The organism is Sulfitobacter pacificus, assembly GCF_030159975.1.
Taxonomy (GTDB): domain Bacteria; phylum Pseudomonadota; class Alphaproteobacteria; order Rhodobacterales; family Rhodobacteraceae; genus Sulfitobacter; species Sulfitobacter pacificus.
On sequence record NZ_BSNL01000001.1, the window covers coordinates 3336026 to 3356360 of the forward strand.

At 60.1% G+C, this 20335-nt stretch carries 14 protein-coding genes; 8 read left to right on the top strand and 6 right to left on the bottom strand.

The window, feature by feature from the left end; all coding sequences use genetic code 11:
* A complete protein-coding gene (gene cobF, locus QQL78_RS16715) occupies positions 1–741 on the top strand; it encodes a precorrin-6A synthase (deacetylating) (protein ID WP_284375014.1) in 741 nt (246 codons plus the stop codon).
* Positions 742–762: 21 nt separating this feature from the next.
* On the opposite strand, the gene arfB is transcribed toward cobF, so the two are convergent.
* The 5 genes from arfB to QQL78_RS16740 form a co-directional block, all read right to left on the bottom strand.
* Positions 763–1185, bottom strand: a complete 423-nt coding sequence (gene arfB, locus QQL78_RS16720; protein WP_284375016.1) for an alternative ribosome rescue aminoacyl-tRNA hydrolase ArfB — start codon at positions 1183–1185, stop codon at positions 763–765.
* A gap of 341 nt (positions 1186–1526) precedes the next feature.
* Entirely contained in the window at positions 1527–2147 is a 621-nt protein-coding gene (locus QQL78_RS16725; protein WP_284375018.1) for a queuosine precursor transporter, read from the bottom strand.
* Positions 2148–2239: 92 nt separating this feature from the next.
* Positions 2240–3091, bottom strand: a complete 852-nt coding sequence (locus QQL78_RS16730) for an esterase-like activity of phytase family protein (RefSeq protein ID WP_284375020.1) — start codon at positions 3089–3091, stop codon at positions 2240–2242.
* Positions 3092–3111: 20 nt separating this feature from the next.
* Complete coding sequence (mepA, locus tag QQL78_RS16735; RefSeq protein ID WP_284375021.1) at positions 3112–4050, bottom strand: penicillin-insensitive murein endopeptidase; 939 nt, start codon at positions 4048–4050, stop codon at positions 3112–3114.
* Entirely contained in the window at positions 4047–5420 is a 1374-nt protein-coding gene (locus QQL78_RS16740) for an MFS transporter (protein ID WP_284375023.1), read from the bottom strand. Before QQL78_RS16740 ends, mepA begins: the two co-directional genes overlap by 4 nt.
* Positions 5421–5597: 177 nt before the next feature.
* On the opposite strand from QQL78_RS16740, the gene QQL78_RS16745 reads away from it, so the two are divergent.
* The 3 genes from QQL78_RS16745 (at position 5598) to yaaA (ending at position 8958) form a co-directional block, all read left to right on the top strand.
* Positions 5598–5885 carry a YggT family protein gene (locus QQL78_RS16745; protein ID WP_284375025.1) on the top strand — a complete coding sequence of 96 codons (288 nt, stop codon included), beginning with the start codon at positions 5598–5600 and terminating at the stop codon, positions 5883–5885.
* Between the two features lie 185 nt (positions 5886–6070).
* On the top strand, positions 6071–8116 hold the full coding sequence (gene recQ, locus QQL78_RS16750) for a DNA helicase RecQ (protein ID WP_284375027.1): 2046 nt from the start codon (positions 6071–6073) through the stop codon (positions 8114–8116).
* Positions 8117–8178: 62 nt separating this feature from the next.
* Entirely contained in the window at positions 8179–8958 is a 780-nt protein-coding gene (gene yaaA, locus QQL78_RS16755; RefSeq protein WP_284375029.1) for a peroxide stress protein YaaA, read from the top strand.
* On the opposite strand, the gene QQL78_RS16760 is transcribed toward yaaA, so the two are convergent.
* The gene (locus QQL78_RS16760) at positions 8943–11096 is read right to left on the bottom strand and encodes a response regulator (protein WP_284375030.1); all 2154 of its coding nucleotides are present in this window, start codon (positions 11094–11096) and stop codon (positions 8943–8945) included. The two genes, yaaA and QQL78_RS16760, sit on opposite strands and share 16 nt — an antisense overlap.
* 137 nt (positions 11097–11233) lie before the next feature.
* Between QQL78_RS16760 and QQL78_RS16765 the strand changes: the two genes are divergently transcribed.
* The 4 genes from QQL78_RS16765 to QQL78_RS16780 are packed head-to-tail and all read left to right on the top strand — an operon-like array spanning position 11234 to position 20289.
* Entirely contained in the window at positions 11234–16669 is a 5436-nt protein-coding gene (locus tag QQL78_RS16765; RefSeq protein ID WP_284375032.1) for an alpha-2-macroglobulin family protein, read from the top strand.
* The gene (gene pbpC, locus QQL78_RS16770; RefSeq protein WP_284375034.1) at positions 16666–18684 is read left to right on the top strand and encodes a penicillin-binding protein 1C; all 2019 of its coding nucleotides are present in this window, start codon (positions 16666–16668) and stop codon (positions 18682–18684) included. The genes QQL78_RS16765 and pbpC overlap by 4 nt, the downstream gene beginning before the upstream one ends.
* A gap of 46 nt (positions 18685–18730) precedes the next feature.
* On the top strand, positions 18731–19372 hold the full coding sequence (locus QQL78_RS16775; protein WP_284375036.1) for a DUF1007 family protein: 642 nt from the start codon (positions 18731–18733) through the stop codon (positions 19370–19372).
* Positions 19357–20289 (top strand): nickel/cobalt transporter, encoded by a 933-nt coding sequence (locus QQL78_RS16780; RefSeq protein ID WP_284375038.1) that lies wholly within the window; start codon positions 19357–19359, stop codon positions 20287–20289. Before QQL78_RS16775 ends, QQL78_RS16780 begins: the two co-directional genes overlap by 16 nt.
* Positions 20290–20335: the final 46 nt, after the last annotated feature.

Below are 20335 nucleotides of genomic sequence, written 5' to 3' on the forward strand. Positions count from 1 at the left end.
ATGATGCAGCTGACCCTTATCGGTATCGGTACCGGCAATCCTGAGCATCTGACGCTTCAGGCGGTGCGTGCGATCAATGCCCAGGATATGATCCTGATCCCGCGCAAGGGGGAGGGCAAGGCCGATCTGGCAGAGCTGCGGCGCGCGATTTGTGATGAGGTTCTGACGAATACCAGTACCCGCATTGTCGAATTCGATCTGCCCGTGCGGGATGAGGCAACACCGGATTACCGCCAACGCGTGGACGATTGGCATGATGCAATTGCACTGGCCTGGGTGGAGGCGATGGGCGGCACGCCTGTGGGTAAGGTGGCGCTGCTGGTCTGGGGTGATCCATCGCTTTATGACAGTACGTTGCGGATTGCCGCGCGGCTGAATCCCGCACCGCAGATAACGGTGATCCCGGGCATCACATCCTTGCAGGCGCTGACGGCGGCCCATGCAATTCCGATCAACGACATTGGCGCGCCTTTTGTAGTGACCACGGGACGGCGATTGCGTGATGAGGGCTGGCCGACGGGTGTGGACACGCTGGCGATTATGTTGGATGGCGCTTGCGCGTTCCAGACGCTGTCGCCTGAAGGGCTGCATATCTGGTGGGGCGGATATGTCGGCATGAAAGAACAAATCATCTGTGAAGGGCCCTTGGCCGAGGTTGGCGAGAGGATTGTCAAAATGCGGGCAGAGGCACGGGAAAGCCACGGCTGGATCATGGACATCTACATTCTGCGCAGGGTGTAGGAACCGGCGCAACGCCCGGCCTTAGCTGTCGGGATCGACCTTGCCACGCATCGCCTTGATATCGCCGCGCACCTTCTTGGCCTTTAACCGGCGTTTTTTTGACCCCAGCGTCGGGCGCGTGGCAATCCGCCGTTTCGGCGGGGTCAGCGCCTGCGTGATCAGGGCGACGAGCCGGTCACGTGCAATGTCACGGTTGCGGGCCTGACTGCGGGTTTCGTCACATTGAATGACAATCGCGCCCTCATTGGTCCAACGCCGCCCTGCCAACCGCCGCAGCCGTGTCTTTACAGGGGCTGGCAAGGAAGGCGAGGTCGCCGCCTCAAACCGCAGTTCCACCGCCGAGGAAACCTTGTTCACATTCTGCCCGCCCGGGCCGGAGGCGCGCATGAACTGCTCGGAAAGTTCCCAGTCCTGTATGCTGATGGTGTCGTTGATGCGTAACATGGGGCCTTTGTTGCATTCTGTGCGGCGAAGGTCAAAACACCACCGGCGCTGACATTGGCAGGGCGGCAGGCCCAAAATACGAAATGGGCCGCCCCGTATGCCGGAGCGGCCCAAATGAATGGCTTAAGGAGGGGATCGGTTAGACCGAAATCCACTCGGGCTGATCAACCGTCAGGGGCTGCCCTAACGGGATACCTCCCAAGCTGTTCCGACACCTCGCTCCAGTACCTTTCTTGACACTAGATCACCTCCTTTGCATTTGTTGAACTCACCTGAATCGTTGCACAGGTTTTTCAAAACGCAAAGAACTTTTTTGTTCTAAATGTCACTATCCCGCAGGATCAGCCTGTGCGCAGCATCCGCGATGTCAGGAAGCGGAAGGGGATCAGCGCCAGTAAAGCAATGCCGATTTTCACAGCCCAATCGGCCACAGCCAGCGAAACCCAAAGCGGCGCAACCGGCCCTGATCCAAGCAGTGGCAGCATTTCCGCAGCCCAGCTGACATCGGTGGCGGGGTGGATAAAGCTAAGCGCGCCGGAAAAGGCGACGGAGAAGAACAGCGCGGTATCCAGCGTACCCCCGATCAGGGTGCTGACCAGCGGGGCACGCCACCATGTGCCGCCCCGCAGCGCCGCAAAGATCGACACATCCAGCAGCTGCGCGACAAGGAAGGCAAGGCCCGATCCGATGGCGATACGGACAGTGACCAGCGGGCCGAACTCGCCCATGATCTGCGTCCCGATGAGCGAGCAGACAAGCCCGACACCAAAGCCGACAAGAACCACTCGGCGCGCCGCAGCGGTGCCGTAAACGCGGTTCATCACATCGGTGACCAGAAAGGCCAGCGGATAGGTGAAGGCGCCATAGGTCAACCATTGACCATAGAGAAATTGAACAAGGACGTTGGAGGCCACAACGATGGCGGCCATGGCAATAATGCCGGGGAGGGTGTTGCGTGTCATAATATAAAACCGTTTTGTGCAAGGGTGCGGCGACTTGGCCTGCGGGTATCGCAGACTTGGGCGCTTTAGGCCGAAGTGCCGCGCGGTGCAAGTCATTCCAGCACAGTAAACTCGACAATCTGTGTGGTTTGCAGTGGGAAAAAGTTGTCGTCAGAGATCAGGGTCAACCGCGTGGCACCGGATTGATCCCGCCAGACGCTTAATCCCTCGAGGTTGTCAAAGGCTGCTGGAAAACTGGTCAACAACACCTTGGCTTTGATCGGTTCGGCGTTCAGATCCAACCGTCTGATCCGCGTGCGAAACCCCAGCGGCGTCACCGTGCGCTCCAAAAGATAGAGCCGCCCTTGGTCATCGAAATCGGCACCTACAGGTCGGAAAGGACCGGGCAAAGGCACGCGGTGGGTGATCTGCCAGCGGTCTTTGTCAAAGGCATAGAGTGGCACCATGCCGGTCGCATCCGCAGCCGCCTCTGAAAGGGTAAAAAGTCGCCCGTCGGGGTGGATCGCCAGGGCTTCCAGTCCGGTGTTCTTGCCCAGTTTCCCGAAATCGGGATGGCTCGGTAGGTCGTTGGTGACACCGGTTTGTATGTTCAGACGCGCAACGCGATGCTCAAGTTCGAATGACGCATAGGCCGTGCCATCCCGCGCCATCGCCAATCCTTCAACATCGCGCGAATTGGGCTTTAGGGGGCGGTCATCCTGACCGAACAACAGGGTGTTCGATAGCGGGGCAAGCCCGACAATCACATCGTTTTCCCGAAGTAATGTGACCTCCGCCAGCGTCCCGCGATCTGACAGCACGGTCATCAAGCGGCCATCTTGTGACAACTCCAGCCCGGAGAACCCGCCAAACCACGCGGCGTCCCATTCCCATGTGACTGTGGAGACCAGACGCAGGGAAGGCTCCGCGCGGGCGGGCAAGGTGGTGCCCCATAGCACCACCATCAAAGCACAAATGAGGCGTCTCAGTTGTCCAGTACCGCCTTACATTGTGCCGGCAGGTCCGCCAGCACCAACTCGCGGCGGGGCGGCTTGGGCTTGGCGTTCGGGTCTTTCGGTTTCGGTTTGGGCGGGTTCAGGATATTCGCCTGCCACTGACGCGCGTCTGCACAACCATCACCGGCGGGTGGCGGCTTTTGGTTGACACAGCCCCGTGCCCCTTTGGGGCAATTGAGGCGGACGTGGAAATGGTAGTGGTGCCCATACCAGGGACGGATTTTCCGCAGATAGCTGCGGTCGCCCTTTTCATCGTTGCACATCTGCACCTTGGCACCGGGAAAGACAAAGATCCGTGCGGTGCGCGGATCTTTGGCCGCGGCTTTCAGGATGTTATGATGCGCCCGTGTCCAGGAGCTGTTGACATAAGCCCCTTTGGAGCGACGCATGGAAATTGACGAAATATTTTCGCGCTGCTTGCGAGTAAGTCCCAGCGATTTGGGTGGCAGCATCCAGATATCGGCATCCAGACCGATCTGGTGACTGCGGTGACCGGTCAGCATAGGTCCACCCCGTGGCTGGCTCATATCCCCGACATACAGCCCTTCCCAACCGGGTTGGGTCGCGGCAAAGGCTGACAGTTTCTTGACCATATCGACGGTTTCAGGATGCGCCCAGTTGCGGTTGCGTGACAGACGCATGGCCTGCCATGTCGGGCCGGTTTCGGGCAGCTGTACCCCTCCCGCCATACAGCCCTTGGCATAGCTGCCAAAGGCGGCAGGGCTTTGCGAAGAGGCAAAGGATTTCGCGCCAAACAGCTTTTTCGCCTGCACCTTGCTAAGCGCACCGCCAGAGGAGCCAATGGTCGGCAAAACTTGTTTAGCCCCGCTGATGTCACGGCCACCCCCACCACAAGAGGCAAGGACAACCGCCAGAGCGGCACTGATCAGAACGCGGGAAAGGGTCATTTGGCAAAATCTCCATCTCGTTTCACCCATGCTAACAGGATCAACCCGATGATGAACAGACCTACCACCGGTGTAATGCCCAATCTTTGGCTGCCGGTCATGTCGCTGGTGATGGCGATCAGCGCCGGTGCCAGGAATGATGTGGCTTTGCCGGACAGGGCGTAAAGGCCAAAGGCTTCGGTCATGCGCTCCGGGTTGCCTTGATAAGTCAACATGTTGCGCGAGGAAGCCTGAAGCGCGCCACCCGCCGCACCGATCAAGGCACCGGCGATGAAAAATGCGATGTCAGGTGCAGCAGATCCGTCCGGCACGGCGATCCACATCACCGATGTCGGGGTCAGCGATATGATCAGGATTGCGGTTACAATCAGGGTGACGCAGCAAAACACAATCACTGGCATCGGACCGATCCGCCGGTCCACCCGGCCCCCCACCCAGCAAAAGACAGCGCCAGAAAGCACCGCCAGAATGCCGAAAATACCGATATCGCGGATTGACCAGTTCAGCACACCCAGCGCGTAAATCCCGCCAAAGGTATACATCCCGTTCAGCGCATCGCGGTAAAACATCGACGAGCCTAAATAGGCCATCAATGAGGGGTGGCGCGGCAGATTGCGCAGGGTTTGCATAAGATCGCGCAGGGCTTGTCCCAGATTGACGCCAGATTTGGGGGCGGAAGGGTTGTCACGGATATAGAGGAAAAACGGGATCATAAAGAGCGCGTACCAAACCGCGGAAAGCGGGCCGACAATGCGGGTATCCGCCTTGGTTTCGGGATCAAGCCCCAGCAGAGGAGAGAGCCCGGCCATGGTCTTCCCGTTCTCGCCAGCTTGAAACAACAGCAACATGGCAATCAGCGCAACAAGCCCGCCCAGATAGCCAAAGGCCCAACCGGACCCGGAAATGCGCCCGCGTTCTGCCGGGTCGGGGTCCAGCTCTGGCAGGTAGGAGTTGGTGAAGATCGTGGCGAACTCCATCCCGATCAGGCCGATGCCGAAAAAGAACAAGGCCCAGACAACTGAAAACCCTTGCGGTGCCGTCCACCACAGCGCAGCGGAGCCAATCACGTAAAGCACCGAAAACAGCCATATCCATGGCATCCGCTTGCCCGTGCTGTCCGCCACAGCCCCTAAAACCGGCGCAAGCAGCGCAATGCAAATACCCGCAACAGTCAATCCATAGCCCCAATAGGCTTGCGCCTGCGCTTTGGCGGCATCGACCGCCATGCCACCTTCGACCAGCGCATTGGTAGCGGTCTGGGCAAAGTAGGGACCAAAGATAAAGGTCAACATCAGCGTATTATAGGGCTGGCTGGCCCAGTCGAAAAAATACCAGCCCCAGATACGTTTGCGTGCCGTGATTGTTGCCATTGTCCTGCCCCCGTTGAACCCGCCGTCAGGTAGAGCAGGCGTTTCGCCTTCACGCAAGGGAGACTGTGAGGTTTCAGGTGCAGAGGGGCGCGCATTCACCCTGATCCCTGCTGCGCACTTGCGGATTTTTGATGGCGGGCTTAACTGAACGTCAGTGGTTCACAGGAAGGGCGCGACATGACCTCGATTTTTCAAATTCTGATGCTGTTGCTCAACATCGTCTATTTCATCGTGATTGCACATGTCATCATGTCTTGGCTGATCAATTTTCAGGTGCTGAACCTGCGCCAGCCTTTGGTTGCGCAAATCTGGGATGGCTTGAACCGCCTGCTTGAACCGATTTACAGCCGCCTGCGGTCCTTTCTGCCGCAAATGGGCGGGCTTGATCTGGCTCCACTGGTGCTGCTGATCGGCGTTGCCGTGGCACGGATCATTCTGGTAAACAACGCGGCGGCCTTCTACTAAAGCGTTTTGACGGAAACCCGTTTCAGAAAGCATCACGCAACGCGCTGAAACCACCGATTTCAGGCGGCGTTGTGTGATTCAAGTTTTCGCGAACTGCGATAGGCCAACTGGTCTTAAGCCTTGTTCATCGATTGTTAGTGTGGGATTCTGCATAAAAAGAGCAGAAAATTATACAGGGTTCCCGCATGACAGGCGCTGCCACGCTATTACGTGATGTCTTTGGTTTTGACGGGTTCCGCCCCGGCCAGCAAGAGATTGTCGAGGCGGTCACAGCCGGTGAAAACGTGCTGGCCATCATGCCAACGGGTGGCGGTAAATCCCTGTGTTTCCAACTGCCTGCCCTGATGCGCGACGGGGTGACAGTGGTGATTTCCCCTCTGATTGCCCTGATGCGCGACCAGGTGCGTTCCTTGCAAGAAGCAGGCGTGGGAGCCGGTGCCCTGACCTCTGGCAATACCGAGGAAGAGACAGACGCGGTTTGGCAAGGGCTGGAGGAAGGCACGCTCAAACTGCTGTATATGGCACCCGAACGCCTTGCCGCCGGATCTGTCACCGGCATGTTGAAACGTGTGGGCGTCAATATGATCGCGGTGGACGAGGCGCATTGCGTCAGCCAATGGGGTCACGATTTTCGCCCCGACTACCTGCGCATCGGTGAACTGCGCCGTCATCTGAATGTGCCGCTGGCCGCCTTTACCGCCACCGCAGATGCGGAAACCCGTGCTGAAATTGTGCAGAAACTGTTCGACGGGACTGATCCGACGGCGTTTCTGGGTGGTTTTGACCGGCCCAATATTCATCTGGCGTTTCAGGCGAAGAACAAACCACGCGACCAAATCCTGAACTTTGCCGCCGCGCGCAAAGGACAATCCGGTATCGTCTATTGTGGCACCCGCGCCAAGACCGAAGGGATTGCACGGGCACTGCGCGAGGCGGGGCAAAAGGCAATCCACTATCATGGCGGGATGGAGGCCGACGACCGCCGCATTGCTGAACGCCGGTTCCAGCAGGAGGATGGGCTGATCGTTTGCGCCACAGTCGCTTTCGGGATGGGCGTGGATAAACCCGATATCCGCTGGGTCGCCCATGCGGATTTGCCCAAGAGTATCGAGGCCTATTATCAGGAGATTGGCCGCGCTGGCCGTGACGGGGCACCGGCGGAAACACTGACGCTTTATGGCCCTGATGACATTCGCCTGCGCCGCACCCAGATTGACGAGGGGCTGGCCCCGCCCGAACGCCGTGCGGCGGATCACGGGCGGTTAAACGCGCTGCTCGGTTTGGCAGAAGCACTAGAATGCCGGCGCAAAAGCCTGCTGGGATATTTTGACGAGACCGAGGTGACCTGCGGGCGTTGTGATCTATGCGACACGCCTGCGGATGTGTTTGACGGGACTACGGCGGTGCGCAAGGCGTTGTCGGCCATTCTGCGCACAGAGGAGTGGTTTGGTGCGGGGCATCTGATTGATATTCTACTGGGAGTTGAGACAGATAAGGTCAAAGCGCGGGGCCACGCCAGCCTGCCGACCTTTGGTGTGGGTGGCGAATATGACCGCCGTCAGTGGCAGGCAGTGTTTCGTCAGATGATGGGTCATGACCTGATCCGCCCAGACCCCGAACGCCACGGTGCATTGCGCATGACCGATGCTGCCCTGCCGATCCTGCGGGATGAGGCCAAGATCAGCCTGCGCCGCGATTCCATCAAAACCGCAGGGGCCAGCCGCCGCCCTGCGGTGAAACAGATGGTCAGCGAGGAAGACGCGCCGCTGCTTTCGGCGCTGAAAGCCAAACGGCGCGGTCTGGCAGAGGCGGCACGGGTGCCCGCCTATATCATCTTTACCGACCGCACCCTGATCGAGATGGCCGAAAAACGCCCGCGAGATCTGGACGGGATGGCCGGGATCAGCGGCATCGGGGCAAAAAAGCTGGACACCTACGGGCTGGCTTTTCTTGAGGTGATCAACGGTGAAGCTACAGGCATGCATCCGACACGGCGCAAGCTGGCGGGGCGTGAGGCAGGCAATGTCTATGACCAGTTGTTGCAGGTACAGGCCGACCTGACCCGTGGCGAGGGGGGCGGTGACAAACCGCTGAGCTGTTCCGCCTCGCTTCTGGCCAAGGTGGCACAGCTGCGCAATGCGGATGAAACCGCGATTGAACGCCTGCTGGGCGAACGCCGGGCGTCACGGTTTGGCCCTGCGTTTCTGGACGTACTGCGCGAGGCGGGGTGATCCCCCCTTGTGGTCTCGTGCCACGGCGTTATCTCTGAACCAATTCAAAATGGGGGACCAAGATGCTGGTTGTGATTTCACCTGCCAAAAAGCTGGACTGGGATGCGCGGGATGTAGAGGTAACGCAGCCTGATTTTCAGGAAGATGCGGTACGGCTGGCGACCACAGCCCGCAATCTGACCCTGGGCAAGCTGAAAGACCTTATGCATCTCAGTGACGATCTGGCGCGGCTGAACCGGGACCGGTTTCAGGCGTTTGAGGCAGAGCCGTCAGCGCAGATCACACGCCCTGCCGCGCTGGCCTTTGCAGGGGATACCTATCAGGGGTTGGAAGCGGGCAGTCTGGATGCGGATGAACTGGCTTGGGCACAGGATCATCTGCGGATTTTGTCGGGTCTTTACGGGGTGTTGCGCCCATTGGACGCGATCCAGCCTTATCGGCTGGAAATGGGCAGCAAGTTAAAGACGCGCCGCGGGGCCAATCTGTATGACTATTGGCGCGATGATCTGTCCAAGGCGCTGAACGCGCAAAGTGCCGCGGTTGGAAGTGATGTATTGATCAACTGCGCCAGTCAGGAATATTTCGGCGCTGTTGCCCCCAAGGCGCTGAAGCTGAAGATCATCACGCCACAATTTATGGAAGACAAACGCGACGGCAAAGGCCCCAAGATCGTCAGCTTTTTCGCCAAAAAGGCGCGTGGTGCCATGGCGCGGTTTATCATCCAGAAACGGCTGACCGATGCCGAGGCGATCAAGGATTTTGACACCGGCGGTTATGCCTATCAGCCGGATATCTCGACGCCGGAGAAACCTGTGTTCCTGCGCGACTATCCGTCATCCTGAGCGGGCAGTAAGGGGGCAAACCTGCCGCCATGCGCGGCCTCTATTTCCTGCATGATCAAGGCTCTGCGCAGGGGTTTTGTCAGGTATTTGTCCAATCCGGCGGCCAAGATGCCCGCATCATCCCCGTCCATCGCATGGGCGGTCAGGGCAATGATCGGCGTGGGTGTCCCGACCTCTGAGGCGCGAATGGCGCTGGTCGCCTCCTTGCCGTCCATCTTGGGCATGGAGATATCCATAAAGACCAGATCGGGTGCAATGTCCTGAAACAGGCGCAATGCCTCTTCGCCATTCCCGGCGAAGGTCAGGTCGACATTCAGATCCTTGATCATCTTGCGAAAAACGAGCTGGTTGGTTTTGTTGTCCTCGGCGGCGAGGATGCGCATGCGCCGCTGCGCTGTCGGGGTCTGCTGCGTTGCCATGGCAGGGGTGGCAAAGGTTAACCCACCCAAAGTGTCAAACAGGTTCTGGCGCGCCGGTGGGTGCAGCAGGATATCGTTCACCCGATCATCAAAAGCCTCGATTGCCTTGCTTGGATGCGGGCTTAGGACGATGACGGGCAGGGTCAGGCCACGCGCTTGCAACACAGACAACAGCGCCGGCGCAGCGTCCTGATGGGCCAGCAACAGGTCGATGGTGTTGCCAAGCGCAGCTTCGGCATCGCTGACCTTGGCGCAGGCCGTGACCTTGAGGCCAAGCTGGGTCAATTGCCGCTGTAAGATCGCGCGGTTCACGTCCACATCATCAACGATCAGCGCATGGCGCAGCCCCTCTGGCGGGTGCCACCGCGGGATCGCCCCTTCGTCGGTCAGGCCCATTTCCACACGAAAGCCGAAGCAGGACCCAACCCCATCTTCCGAGGTTACCCAGATCTCGCCGCCCATCATGGTGACCAGCCGTTGCGAGATGGCAAGCCCGAGCCCGGTGCCGTCAAATTGGCGATTACGTTCGTTTTCGACCTGATTGAACTCCCCAAAAATATGGCCAACCATATCATCCGGTATCCCGATGCCGGTATCTTCAACCACCACATGCAGGGACAGCGTGCCAAGTGCCGGATCGGGCACGCCGGTCACCCGGATCAGCACATGCCCCTTGCTGGTGAACTTGATCGCATTGCCAATCAGGTTGGTCATCACCTGCCGCACCCGACCGGGGTCGCCCACCATCATCGTCGGCAGGAACAGGTCGTAATCCAGCAGCAGTGGAAGTCCTTTGTTCTGTGCCGAGGTTTGCAACAGCATCAACACCTCAATGATGGCCCGTTCCAGATCAAAGGGCTGTGGATGCAGCTCCAGTTTCTGGGCTTCGATCTTGGAATAATCCAGCACGTCATTGATGATCACCAACAAGGCCTCGCCGGAGTTTTTGATGGTCTCGACAAACAGCTGTTGTTCTTCGTCCAGATCACTTTCTGCCAGCAGATCCGCCATGCCGATCACACCGTTCATCGGGGTGCGGATTTCGTGGCTCATGTTGGCAAGGAAGGCGGATTTGGCACGGCTGGCGCTTTCCGCCACAGAACGGGCTTCCTTCAACTGCTCCTCATATTTCACGGTTGCCGTGATATCGAGACCCAGCGAAACCATGTCACCCTCGGGCCCGCGTTGATCCACCAGTTTGACAAAACTGCCATTCCAAAGCTGGATCACAATCGGTTCTGGATCGGGCAGCTGGATGCGGTCCGCCATCATCCGGCGCCAGTCGGCGGTGGACAGATCACCGGTGTTGACGATCCCCTCATCCGTCAACACTTGCAGGATGGTGATGTAATTCACTCCCGGACAGATGACCTCAAGATCCTCGAAAATCGCCAGATAGGCACGGTTTGCCATGATCATTTCATTGTCGGCATTAAAGAAGGCAAAGCCGTCATTGATGGTTTCGATGGAATGCCAGAGGCGTCGCTCGGCAATTGCGATCTTTTCATTGGCGACGTTCAGGTCTGATTTGACCCGCTGGTTTTCCCCCCGGATCGTTGCCACCTGTGCGCGGGTTTCGACGATCTCTTCGCTCAGCTGCTGGGCATGTTTGCCCAATTTCCGGTTGGCGGCAAAGAGTTCCGCCTTTTTCAGCTCAAGCATACGCTCGGCTGCAAGCCGGTTGCGCCGTTCCTCTGTTAATTTGTTGGCAAGGCTCATCCGCGCTCCGATCGGACCCTTCTTTCGGCGTAGATTGGCGCAAACGGGTGAACAACGCCTTAAACCCGGAGGCCAAGACTTGCCCGCGCCCCCATCAGCATGTCAGGCTGAGAGGATTAAAAAGAAGGAGATTTCCGATGCGGATGGTTTGGGCGGCGGGACTGGCGTGGGCGCTTTTGACAATTGGCGCAGTAGCGGCATTGGCCGAGGGGGCCTTGCCCGAACACCGGTATCTGCAAACCCGCGATATGGATTTCTATGGCGAGGATTTGACCAACCTCTTTGACACCACGCAAACGGCTTGCGCCCGGGCCTGTTCTGCCCAAGACGCTTGCGTCGCCTATACGTTTAATACGCGCAACAATGCCTGTTTCCCCAAATCGGCAATCCGTGAACGCCAGCCCTATGCGGGGGCTGTTTCGGCGCAAAAGGTTGCGACGGATCCCGGGGTTCTAGGGGCACAAGCCACGCGACAGGATGATTTGGGATTTCTGGCAGAAGATGATTTTAACGCCGCCCGTGCTTTGGTTGCGTCAAACGTTGCCAGCTACAGCTTTAGCGGTGAAACGCTTGAAGATCTGATGGATGCAATGATCCGTGCCGATCAGGCGGGAGAAACCGCTGCGGCGCACCGCTGGGCGGGCAAGGCCGTGGCCTTATCCGACCGTGCGGATTTATGGACCGCCTATGCGGGCCGGGCGTTGGCGCGGGCCGGGGGCGGGAACAACAACGAACGCCGAAAGCTGCGCCGTGCCGCGTTGCAGGCCGCGATCAACGGGTATCTGCGGGCTGATCAACCGGGGCTGCGTGTCGAGGCGCTGCGGCTGATGGCGCAAGCGCTTGAGGTCAACAACCGTGGCCGCGACATGATACCGGCCTTGCGTCTGGCGCTGGACATCACCCCGCGCGACGATCTGGAAGCCGCGCTTGAGGAGGCCATTGGTAAATACGGGTTCCGCGTCACGGAACACCGCGTTGACAATAATGCTGCCGCCCCGCGCATCTGCGCCGAGTTTTCCGAGCAATTGGTGCAGGCAGGCGTGGATTACGAACCCTTTGTACGAGTCGAGGGGCGCGGTCTGGTAGTGCAAAGTGACGACAGCCAGCTTTGTGTTGACGGTGTTGAACATGGCGCACGCTACACCGTGACCCTGCGCGCGGGATTGCCTGCGGCCAGTGGTGAGGTGCTGCAAAAGGATGTGACCCTGCAACTTTACGTGCGGGATCGCGCCTCTTCTGTCCGATTTGCGGGCCGCGCCTATGTTCTGCCGCGCAGCACAGAGGCGGCTCTGCCAGTCGAGACTGTGAATGCCACCATGCTTGATCTGTCCCTGCGCCGGGTCAGTGACCGCAATCTGGTGCGTGCCATCCGCGAAAGCTATTTCGGTCGTCCGCTAAGCGCTAATGAGGATGAGCGTTTCACGGATGCGTTGGCCAATGAGGTCTGGACCGGTGAAGCCACAGTGCAGAACGAGCTGAATGTTGATATGACCACCCGACTGCCCCTCGCCGAGGCGCTGGCAGGTCAGCCAGCGGGTATCTATACGCTAAGCGCTGCGGTGCCGGGGCAGGATCGTTACGAGAACCCTGCCGCGTTGCAGTGGTTTGTGCTGTCCGATCTGGGTCTTTCGACATGGGCCGGGACGGATGGCATGCACATTGCAGTGCGCCGCCTTGGCGATGCAACTGCGGCGGCGGGGATCAAGATCAGCCTGATCAGCCGCGCCAATGCGGTGTTGGGCACTGTGACAACGGATGCCGAGGGTTTTGCACAATTTCCAGTGGGGCTGACACGCGGCAACGGTGCGGCGCGGCCTGCGCTTTTGATGGCAGAAGAGGGCGACACAGATGTGGCCTTTTTGCCGTTGAGTGATCCGGCGTTTGATCTGTCCGACAGGGGCGTTGAAGGGCACCCGCCCGCCCCGCCGATTGATACTTTCCTCACCACGGATCGCGGGGCCTACCGCGTGGGAGAGGTGATTTATGCCACGGTATTGACCCGCGATGGTCGGGCCCGCGCCTCAGAGGGTTTGCCCGTCACGGCCATTCTGAAACGCCCGGACGGTGTTGAATACAGTCGCCAGCTGAGCCGCGACAGCAAGGCGGGCGGTCATGTTTTTGCCCTGCCACTGGGGGCGGATGTGCCGCGTGGGGCATGGCGGGTGGATATTCACAGTGATCTTGAAGCCCCGGCACTGGCCAGCCAGACCGTGCTGGTTGAGGATTTCCTGCCAGAGCGGATCGACTTTGACATCGGCCTGCCCGATGCACCACTGCGCCTTGATCAAACTCCGCCGCTCAGTGTCGATGTGCGCTATCTGTTTGGTGCACCGGGGGCGAACCTGAAGGTTGAGGGGGATGTGCGGCTTGCGCCCACACGTGAGATTGCCGGTTGGGACGGCTACAGGTTCGGCCGCCACGACACGGGGTTTCGCAGACAGACACAGGTGATTGCCGGTGCCACGACAGATGCGCAGGGGCGCGCCACATTGGCCCTGCGTCTGCCGCAACTGGGCGAGGTGCCACAAACCCCATTGCGGGCCGCAGTAACACTGCGTGTCGCCGAAGGATCAGGCCGTCCGGTTGAGCGCCGGATTGATAAGGCGGTCACACCTGCGTCAGCCATGATCGGGATCAAGCCTGCGTTTGAGGACGTGCTGCCCGAAGCGGCTGAGGCCACTTTCGACCTGATCGCGGTGAACCCCGATGGCACCGCCGCCGACATGCCGGTGCGCTGGACCGTGAACAAGGTCGAGACACGCTATCAATGGTATCAGCTTTACGGCAATTGGGGGTGGGAGCCGGTCACCCGCCGCATCCGTGTTGCAACAGCTGATGTGACATTAGGTGCCGCCGCCACGCGTATCACTGCCCCGACTGAATGGGGCAGTTACGAACTTGTGGTGGAACGTATCGGCGGCCCCTATGCGGCCTCCTCGGTTGAATTTGCCTCTGGCTGGTATGGTGGGGATGGCGGGACGGATACGCCTGACCGGCTGGACCTGTCGCTTGACGCGGAAACCTATGAAACCGGCGATACGGCTACCCTGCGTCTTGTGGCCGAGGGTGAAGGTGTGGCGATGATCAGTGTCTTGTCCAACCGCGTGATTGAACGCCGTGTTGTGCCGGTCACAGCAGGCGAAAATACGGTGGCTTTGACGGTGGGGGCGGATTGGGGCACGGGTGCCTATGTCACCGCTTCTGTGCTGCGCGGTATGGATGTCGCGGCGGGGATGAACCCCAGCCGCCAATTGGGATTGGTTCATGCCGCCGTTGCCCCGGCTGATAAGAAACTGAGCGTCAGTTTCGATGTGCCGGAACAGGTTGACGGGCAGGCGGGCAGGGTGGCGGCCAGCGTGTTGGTCGAAGGCATTGCCGAGGGGCAGACCGCCTATGTAACCCTTGCCGCTGTGGATCTGGGCATTCTGAATCTCACCGGTTTCACCGCGCCAGACCCGAATGATCACTACTTTGGTCAGCGGCGTCTGGGGGTTGAGCTGCGCGATATCTATGGGCGGCTGATCGACGGGATGAACGGGGCCTTGGGCACGGTCCGCTCTGGCGGCGATGCGGCGGTCAGCGTGCAGGTGCAATCGCCGCCACCGACCGAAAAGCTGATGGCGTTTTTCACAGGGCCCGTTGTGGTTGGCGCGGATGGCCGCGCTAAGGTTGAGATCAGCAAACCCGCTTTCAACGGCACGATCCGGCTGATGGCCGTTGCCTGGTCGCCGGATGCCGTGGGCAATGCGGCCGTTGATATTGTCGCCAAGGATCCCGTTGTCGTCACCGCGTCTCTGCCACGTTTCCTTGCGCCGCAAGACAGCAGCCGGTTGTTGCTGGAACTGGTTCATGCGTCGGGCGCAGCGGGCGATGCTGCCCTGCAAATCCATGCGGATGCCGGTGTTGCACTGGGCGATATGCCAGCCACGGTGCGTCTGGATGAGAACGCCAGCGCGCGGTTGGACATACCCGTCACAGCGCGCGAAATTGGTGACCATCTGATCACTGTTGTGTTGACCACGCCGGATGGAACCGAGCTGCGCAAGGTGTTGAACATGCCGGTGCGTGACAATGATCCAGAGGTGGCGCTGACGCGACAATTCTCGCTGGGGGCGGGTGAAAGTTTCACCTTTGACAGCAATGTCTTTGCCGGTCTGCGCGTGGGCACGGGCACGGCGACCCTGACCGCCGGTCCGCTGGCGCGGTTTGACGTGCCGGGTTTGCTGCAACAGCTTGACCGCTACCCCTATGGCTGCACCGAACAACTCACCTCCGGCGCGATGCCTTTGCTGTACCTCAGTTCGGTTGCGCAATCGGCGGGGCTGGGTGAACCGGCGCAGATCAACGACAAGATCACGCAGGCCATTGCGCGGATCCTGACCCGTCAGTCCAGCAACGGGGCCTTTGGATTGTGGCAGGCGGACTCGGGTGAATTCTGGCTGGATGCCTATGTCACCGATTTCCTGTTCCGCGCGCGCGCGCAGGGCCACGCGGTGCCTTACCTTGCCTATACTCTGGCGATGGACAATCTGCGCAACCGGATCAGCTATGCCCCCGATTTTGATCAGGGGGGTGAAGATATCGCCTATGCGCTGCTGGTGCTGGCCCGTGCCGGTGCCGCCAGCATGGGGGATCTGCGGTATTACGCAGATACCAAATCACAGGATTTTGCCACACCACTGGCGCTGGCCCAACTGGGGGCGGCATTGGCCGCTTATGGCGACCCGCTGCGCGCCGATACGATGTTCCGCAAGGCGGGTGTGATGCTGAACGCCCAGACCCCGCACAAGCGCTGGCGCGATGATTTTGGCACCCCCCTGCGTGACACCGCTGCTGTGCTGAAACTCAGCGCCGAAGCGGGCAGTGACGCGCTTGACCCCGTGGCGCTGACCACCAGCTTACATGCTGGCACCAGCCGCCTTTCCACGCAGGAAGCGGCGCAGGTTGTGCTGGCCGCCCATGCGCTAAACGCACCTGATGTGGTGGCGAAGCTCAGGGTGGATGGCGTGGATGCCAGCGGTCCGGTGGTGGAACGGCTGAGCGCGCGCACCGGTGGCAGTTCGCAGATCGAGAACATCAGCGCCACTGCGATGGATGTCACGATGACGGCCTACGGTGTGCCAGAAGTTGCCCCCGATGCGGGTGGGTACGGCTATCAAATCACCCGTCGCAGTTTCACAATGGAAGGGGCGCTGGTTGACGGGGCGGTCCAATCCGGCACGCGGCTGGTTGTTGTGCTGGAAGTCACCCCTTTTGAGGAGGTTGGCGCGCGGCTGATTATTGACGATCCACTGCCGGCAGGCTTTGAGATCGACAACCCCAATCTCTTGCGCAGTGGCGAGATTGGCGCACTTGACTGGCTGCAAACGAAGGAGAGCGAAAACGCCGAATTCCGCAGTGACCGTTTTATCGCGGCAGTGAACCATCGCGAGGCCAAGCCGTTTCAACTGGCCTATGTTGTACGGGCGGTGACACCGGGGGTTTATCATCACCCCGCCGCCACGGTTGAAGACATGTACCGCCCGGAATACCGCGCCAATACCGCAACCGGATCGGTGACTGTCACGCCATGATCCGCCGGCTTGTCCCCTTTGTGCTGGTGTTGGCCCTTTGGGGTGCTGCCGCCCTGCGCGATGGTTTGGATCATTGGGTCGCTGCAACTGTTCTGCCGCCCGTATTGGTCGAAACCTCGGTAGAGGTGCGCGACAGGCATGGCAGTCTGGTGCGGGTGTTCCCGGTTGAGGATGGTCGCGTGCGATTGGCACTGCGGTTGGATCAGGTGGACCCTGCCTATCTGTCGATGCTGATCGCATATGAGGACAAGCGGTTTTACCATCACAGTGGCGTTGACCCGCTGGCACTGCTGCGGGCCACGGGGCAGGCGGTGCTGTCGGGACGTATTGTTTCCGGCGGGTCAACCCTGACCATGCAGGTGGCGCGGCTGCTGGAAAACTCCGGCACCGGACGGTGGACGGGCAAGCTGCGCCAGATCAGGCTGGCGCTGGCATTGGAACAAGAGCTTGGCAAGGATGAAATCCTGACGCTTTACCTTGCCCATGCGCCTTACGGCGGGGCGATGGAAGGGGTGCGGGCGGGCAGTCTGGCATGGTTCGGCAAAGAGCCACGGCGCCTGACCACGCCAGAGGCGGCTTTGTTGGTCGCCCTGCCGCAAGCGCCCGAAGCCCGCAGGCCTGACCGTCATCCACAGGCCGCAGAAACGGCCCGTGCGCGGGTTTTGGCACGGGTCATGGCCCCTGATCAGCTTCGCATGGCGGCAATCCCGCAAAAAATGCGGCCCCTCGTGCGCCTTGCCCCGCATCTGACGGATCATCTGCATGCGCAGAACCCTGTGGCCTTGCGCCATGACCTGACGCTGGATGCGCATTTGCAAGCGCAGATGGAATCCCTTGCCGCCCGCGCGGCACAGGGACAGGCGGCAGGTGTCTCTGCCGCGATTGTTGTGGCGGATCACCGCAGTGGGGAGGTTTTGGCCTCGGTCGGCTCACCTGCTTACGACGGCAGGGGCAGCACCTTGGGCTTTGTCGATATGACACGCGCGCTGCGCTCTCCCGGATCAACCCTGAAACCGTTCATCTATGCCATGGCATTTGATCAGGGGCTGGCGCACCCCGACACATTGATCGACGATTCCCCCGTGGCCTTTGGCCGCTACGCCCCGCAAAATTTTGACGGTGCCTTTCGCGGTGAAGTGACGGTGCGCGAGGCATTGCAACTGTCACTGAACATCCCGCCAGTGCTGTTGACACAGGAGCTGGGGCCAGCGCGGCTGATGGGGATGATGCGCAAAGGTGGGGCGAAACCACAGCTTGCCGGCAAGGCGGGGTTGGCCGTGGCGCTGGGTGGTGTGGGGCTGACCCTGAACGATCTGGTGCAGCTTTATGGCGGGCTGGCGCAGGGCGGTGTGGTACATCCGTTGATCTGGGAACGCGGCGGGACAGAGCCGCCAAAACCCATCTTTTCGCGGGCGGCAGCCTGGCAGGTGTCGCATATCCTAGCCAGTATCGCCCCACCGAAAGGTGCGGCTGATGCACGCAATATTGCCTATAAGACCGGCACATCCTACGGCCATCGTGACGCATGGGCAGTGGGGTTTGACGGGGCGCATGTGATTGGTGTTTGGCTGGGCCGGCCCGATGGCACCCCGGTACCGGGGGCCTTTGGCGGTGCGCTGGCCGCGCCTGTGTTGTTCGAAGCCTTTGGCCGTCTCACCCCGACACCCGCACCCCTGCAAGCACCGCCACCGGAAACCCTGATTGTCAGCACAGCCGCCCTGCCACTGCCCTTGCAACGGTTCCGCCCTCGCGATGCGGTGTTTCGCAAGGCTGCAAACGCGCCCGAGGTGCGTTTCCCCCCTGATGGTGCCGTGTTACGGGCCACGGGCGACAGCCTGCCGCTGAAACTGGCGGCTGGCGTCTTTCCGCTGATGGTTCTTGTTGATGGCGTGCCGGTTCTGACCGGGCTGAACCGCCGCGATGTGCAACTCCCGCCGCTTGTTCAGGGCTATTCACGGATATCGGTGGTTGACGCGCGGGGACAATCGGCAAGTGTTCAGATCAGGATGCAGTGAAGGTGATCTTGTTGACGGCGCTGCAATGCCCTATTTCGGAGACATCATGAGACATGTTCTTGCCTTTGCCTTTACCCTGTTGTCAGCCGCGCCGCTTGCGGCGCATCCGCATATCTTTGTGGATACCGGGCTGGATCTGCAATTTGACGAAACAGGGCGGCTTCGTGAGGTGCGCGTCACCTGGGCTTATGACGAATTCTATTCCCTGCTGATCACCGAGGACCGCGGTCTTGACCCGGATTTCGACGGTGTCCTGACCGAGGCGGAACAGGCTGACCTGCAAGGGTTCGACATGCAGTGGACAGAGGGATTCAACGGTGATCTGGTGATCACTCAGGATGGGCGTAACCTGACGCTATCCGCGCCGATGCAGGCCACCGCTGTCTATGAAAACGCGCGGATCACCACGACCCACGTGCGGCAGGTGATACAGGATCAGGCGGCGGGTGCCCCGATAGAGATCAAACCCTATGATCCGACTTACTACAGCGCCTATGACGTCACCCTGCCTGTGCGGATTGAAGGCAACGCTGCCTGCGCAAAGTCGTTTGACGTCCCCGACGTTCAGGCACAGATACAGAAGCTGAGTGATCAACTGGCCGCGATGGATGAAATGTCTGATGAAAATACCCCCGACATCGGGATCTTGCTGGCGACCACGGTACGGGTGACATGCGATTTATCTTAAGTTTTGCGGCCTGTGCGGTTTTTGTCGCCTTGGGCTGGTTTTGGTATGCGGGCGGTTTTGATCAGCTGGGGTTTTGGGCCGCCAGCCAGCAACGCGAATTTCAAAACGCCATTGCCCGCGCGCTGCGCCTTGTACGCTCTGGCGAAACTGCGGCGGTTATTGGTGTTCTGACAGGATGCTTTGCCTATGGTTTGGCCCATGCGGCGGGGCCGGGGCACGGCAAGGTGTTGATTGGGGGCTATGGTTTTGCCCGTAAGGTGCCAATGCTGCGCCTGTCGCTGATTGCCCTGGCGGCCTCCTTGGGGCAGGCGGTTACTGCGGTGGTGCTGGTCTATGCCGGTGTGCTGGTGTTGAACATCGGTCAGGAAGCGATGGTTAATCTGACCGAGGCGATTATGGCACCGGTCAGCTATGGTGCCATTGCCCTGATCGGGCTTTGGTTGATGTGGCGGGGCCTGCGCAAACTATCGCTGCGGCCCCAAGCTCACGATCATGACCACGACCACCACAGTCACACGCATGATCATACCCATGAAGGTCATGACCACCACTGCGCAAGCTGTGGTCACGTCCATGGCCCCTCGCTGGATCAGGTGGAAAACGTGTCAAACCTGCGCGAGGCTTTGGTGTTGATCGCGGGGATTGCTGTGCGCCCCTGTACCGGCGCGCTGTTTGTTCTGATCATCACATGGCAGATGGGCATCGGGGGTCTTGGTATTGCGGGGGCCTTTGCCATGGCGTTTGGGACTGCGTTGGTCACGATATTGGTCGGCCTTCTGGCCAGCGGATTGAGCGGTGGCATCCTGGCCAGCCTCAGCGGCTCGCCGAAGATGGCCAAAATGGTGGCCGTGCTGGAAGTCCTGGCCGGGCTTGCCGTGGCTTTCCTTGCCGGTGGTTTGTTGCTGCGCGCGCTTTAGCCTGGCCCCTTCCCTTACCGTTGTTTCCAAATGACAGAGCGGCCGT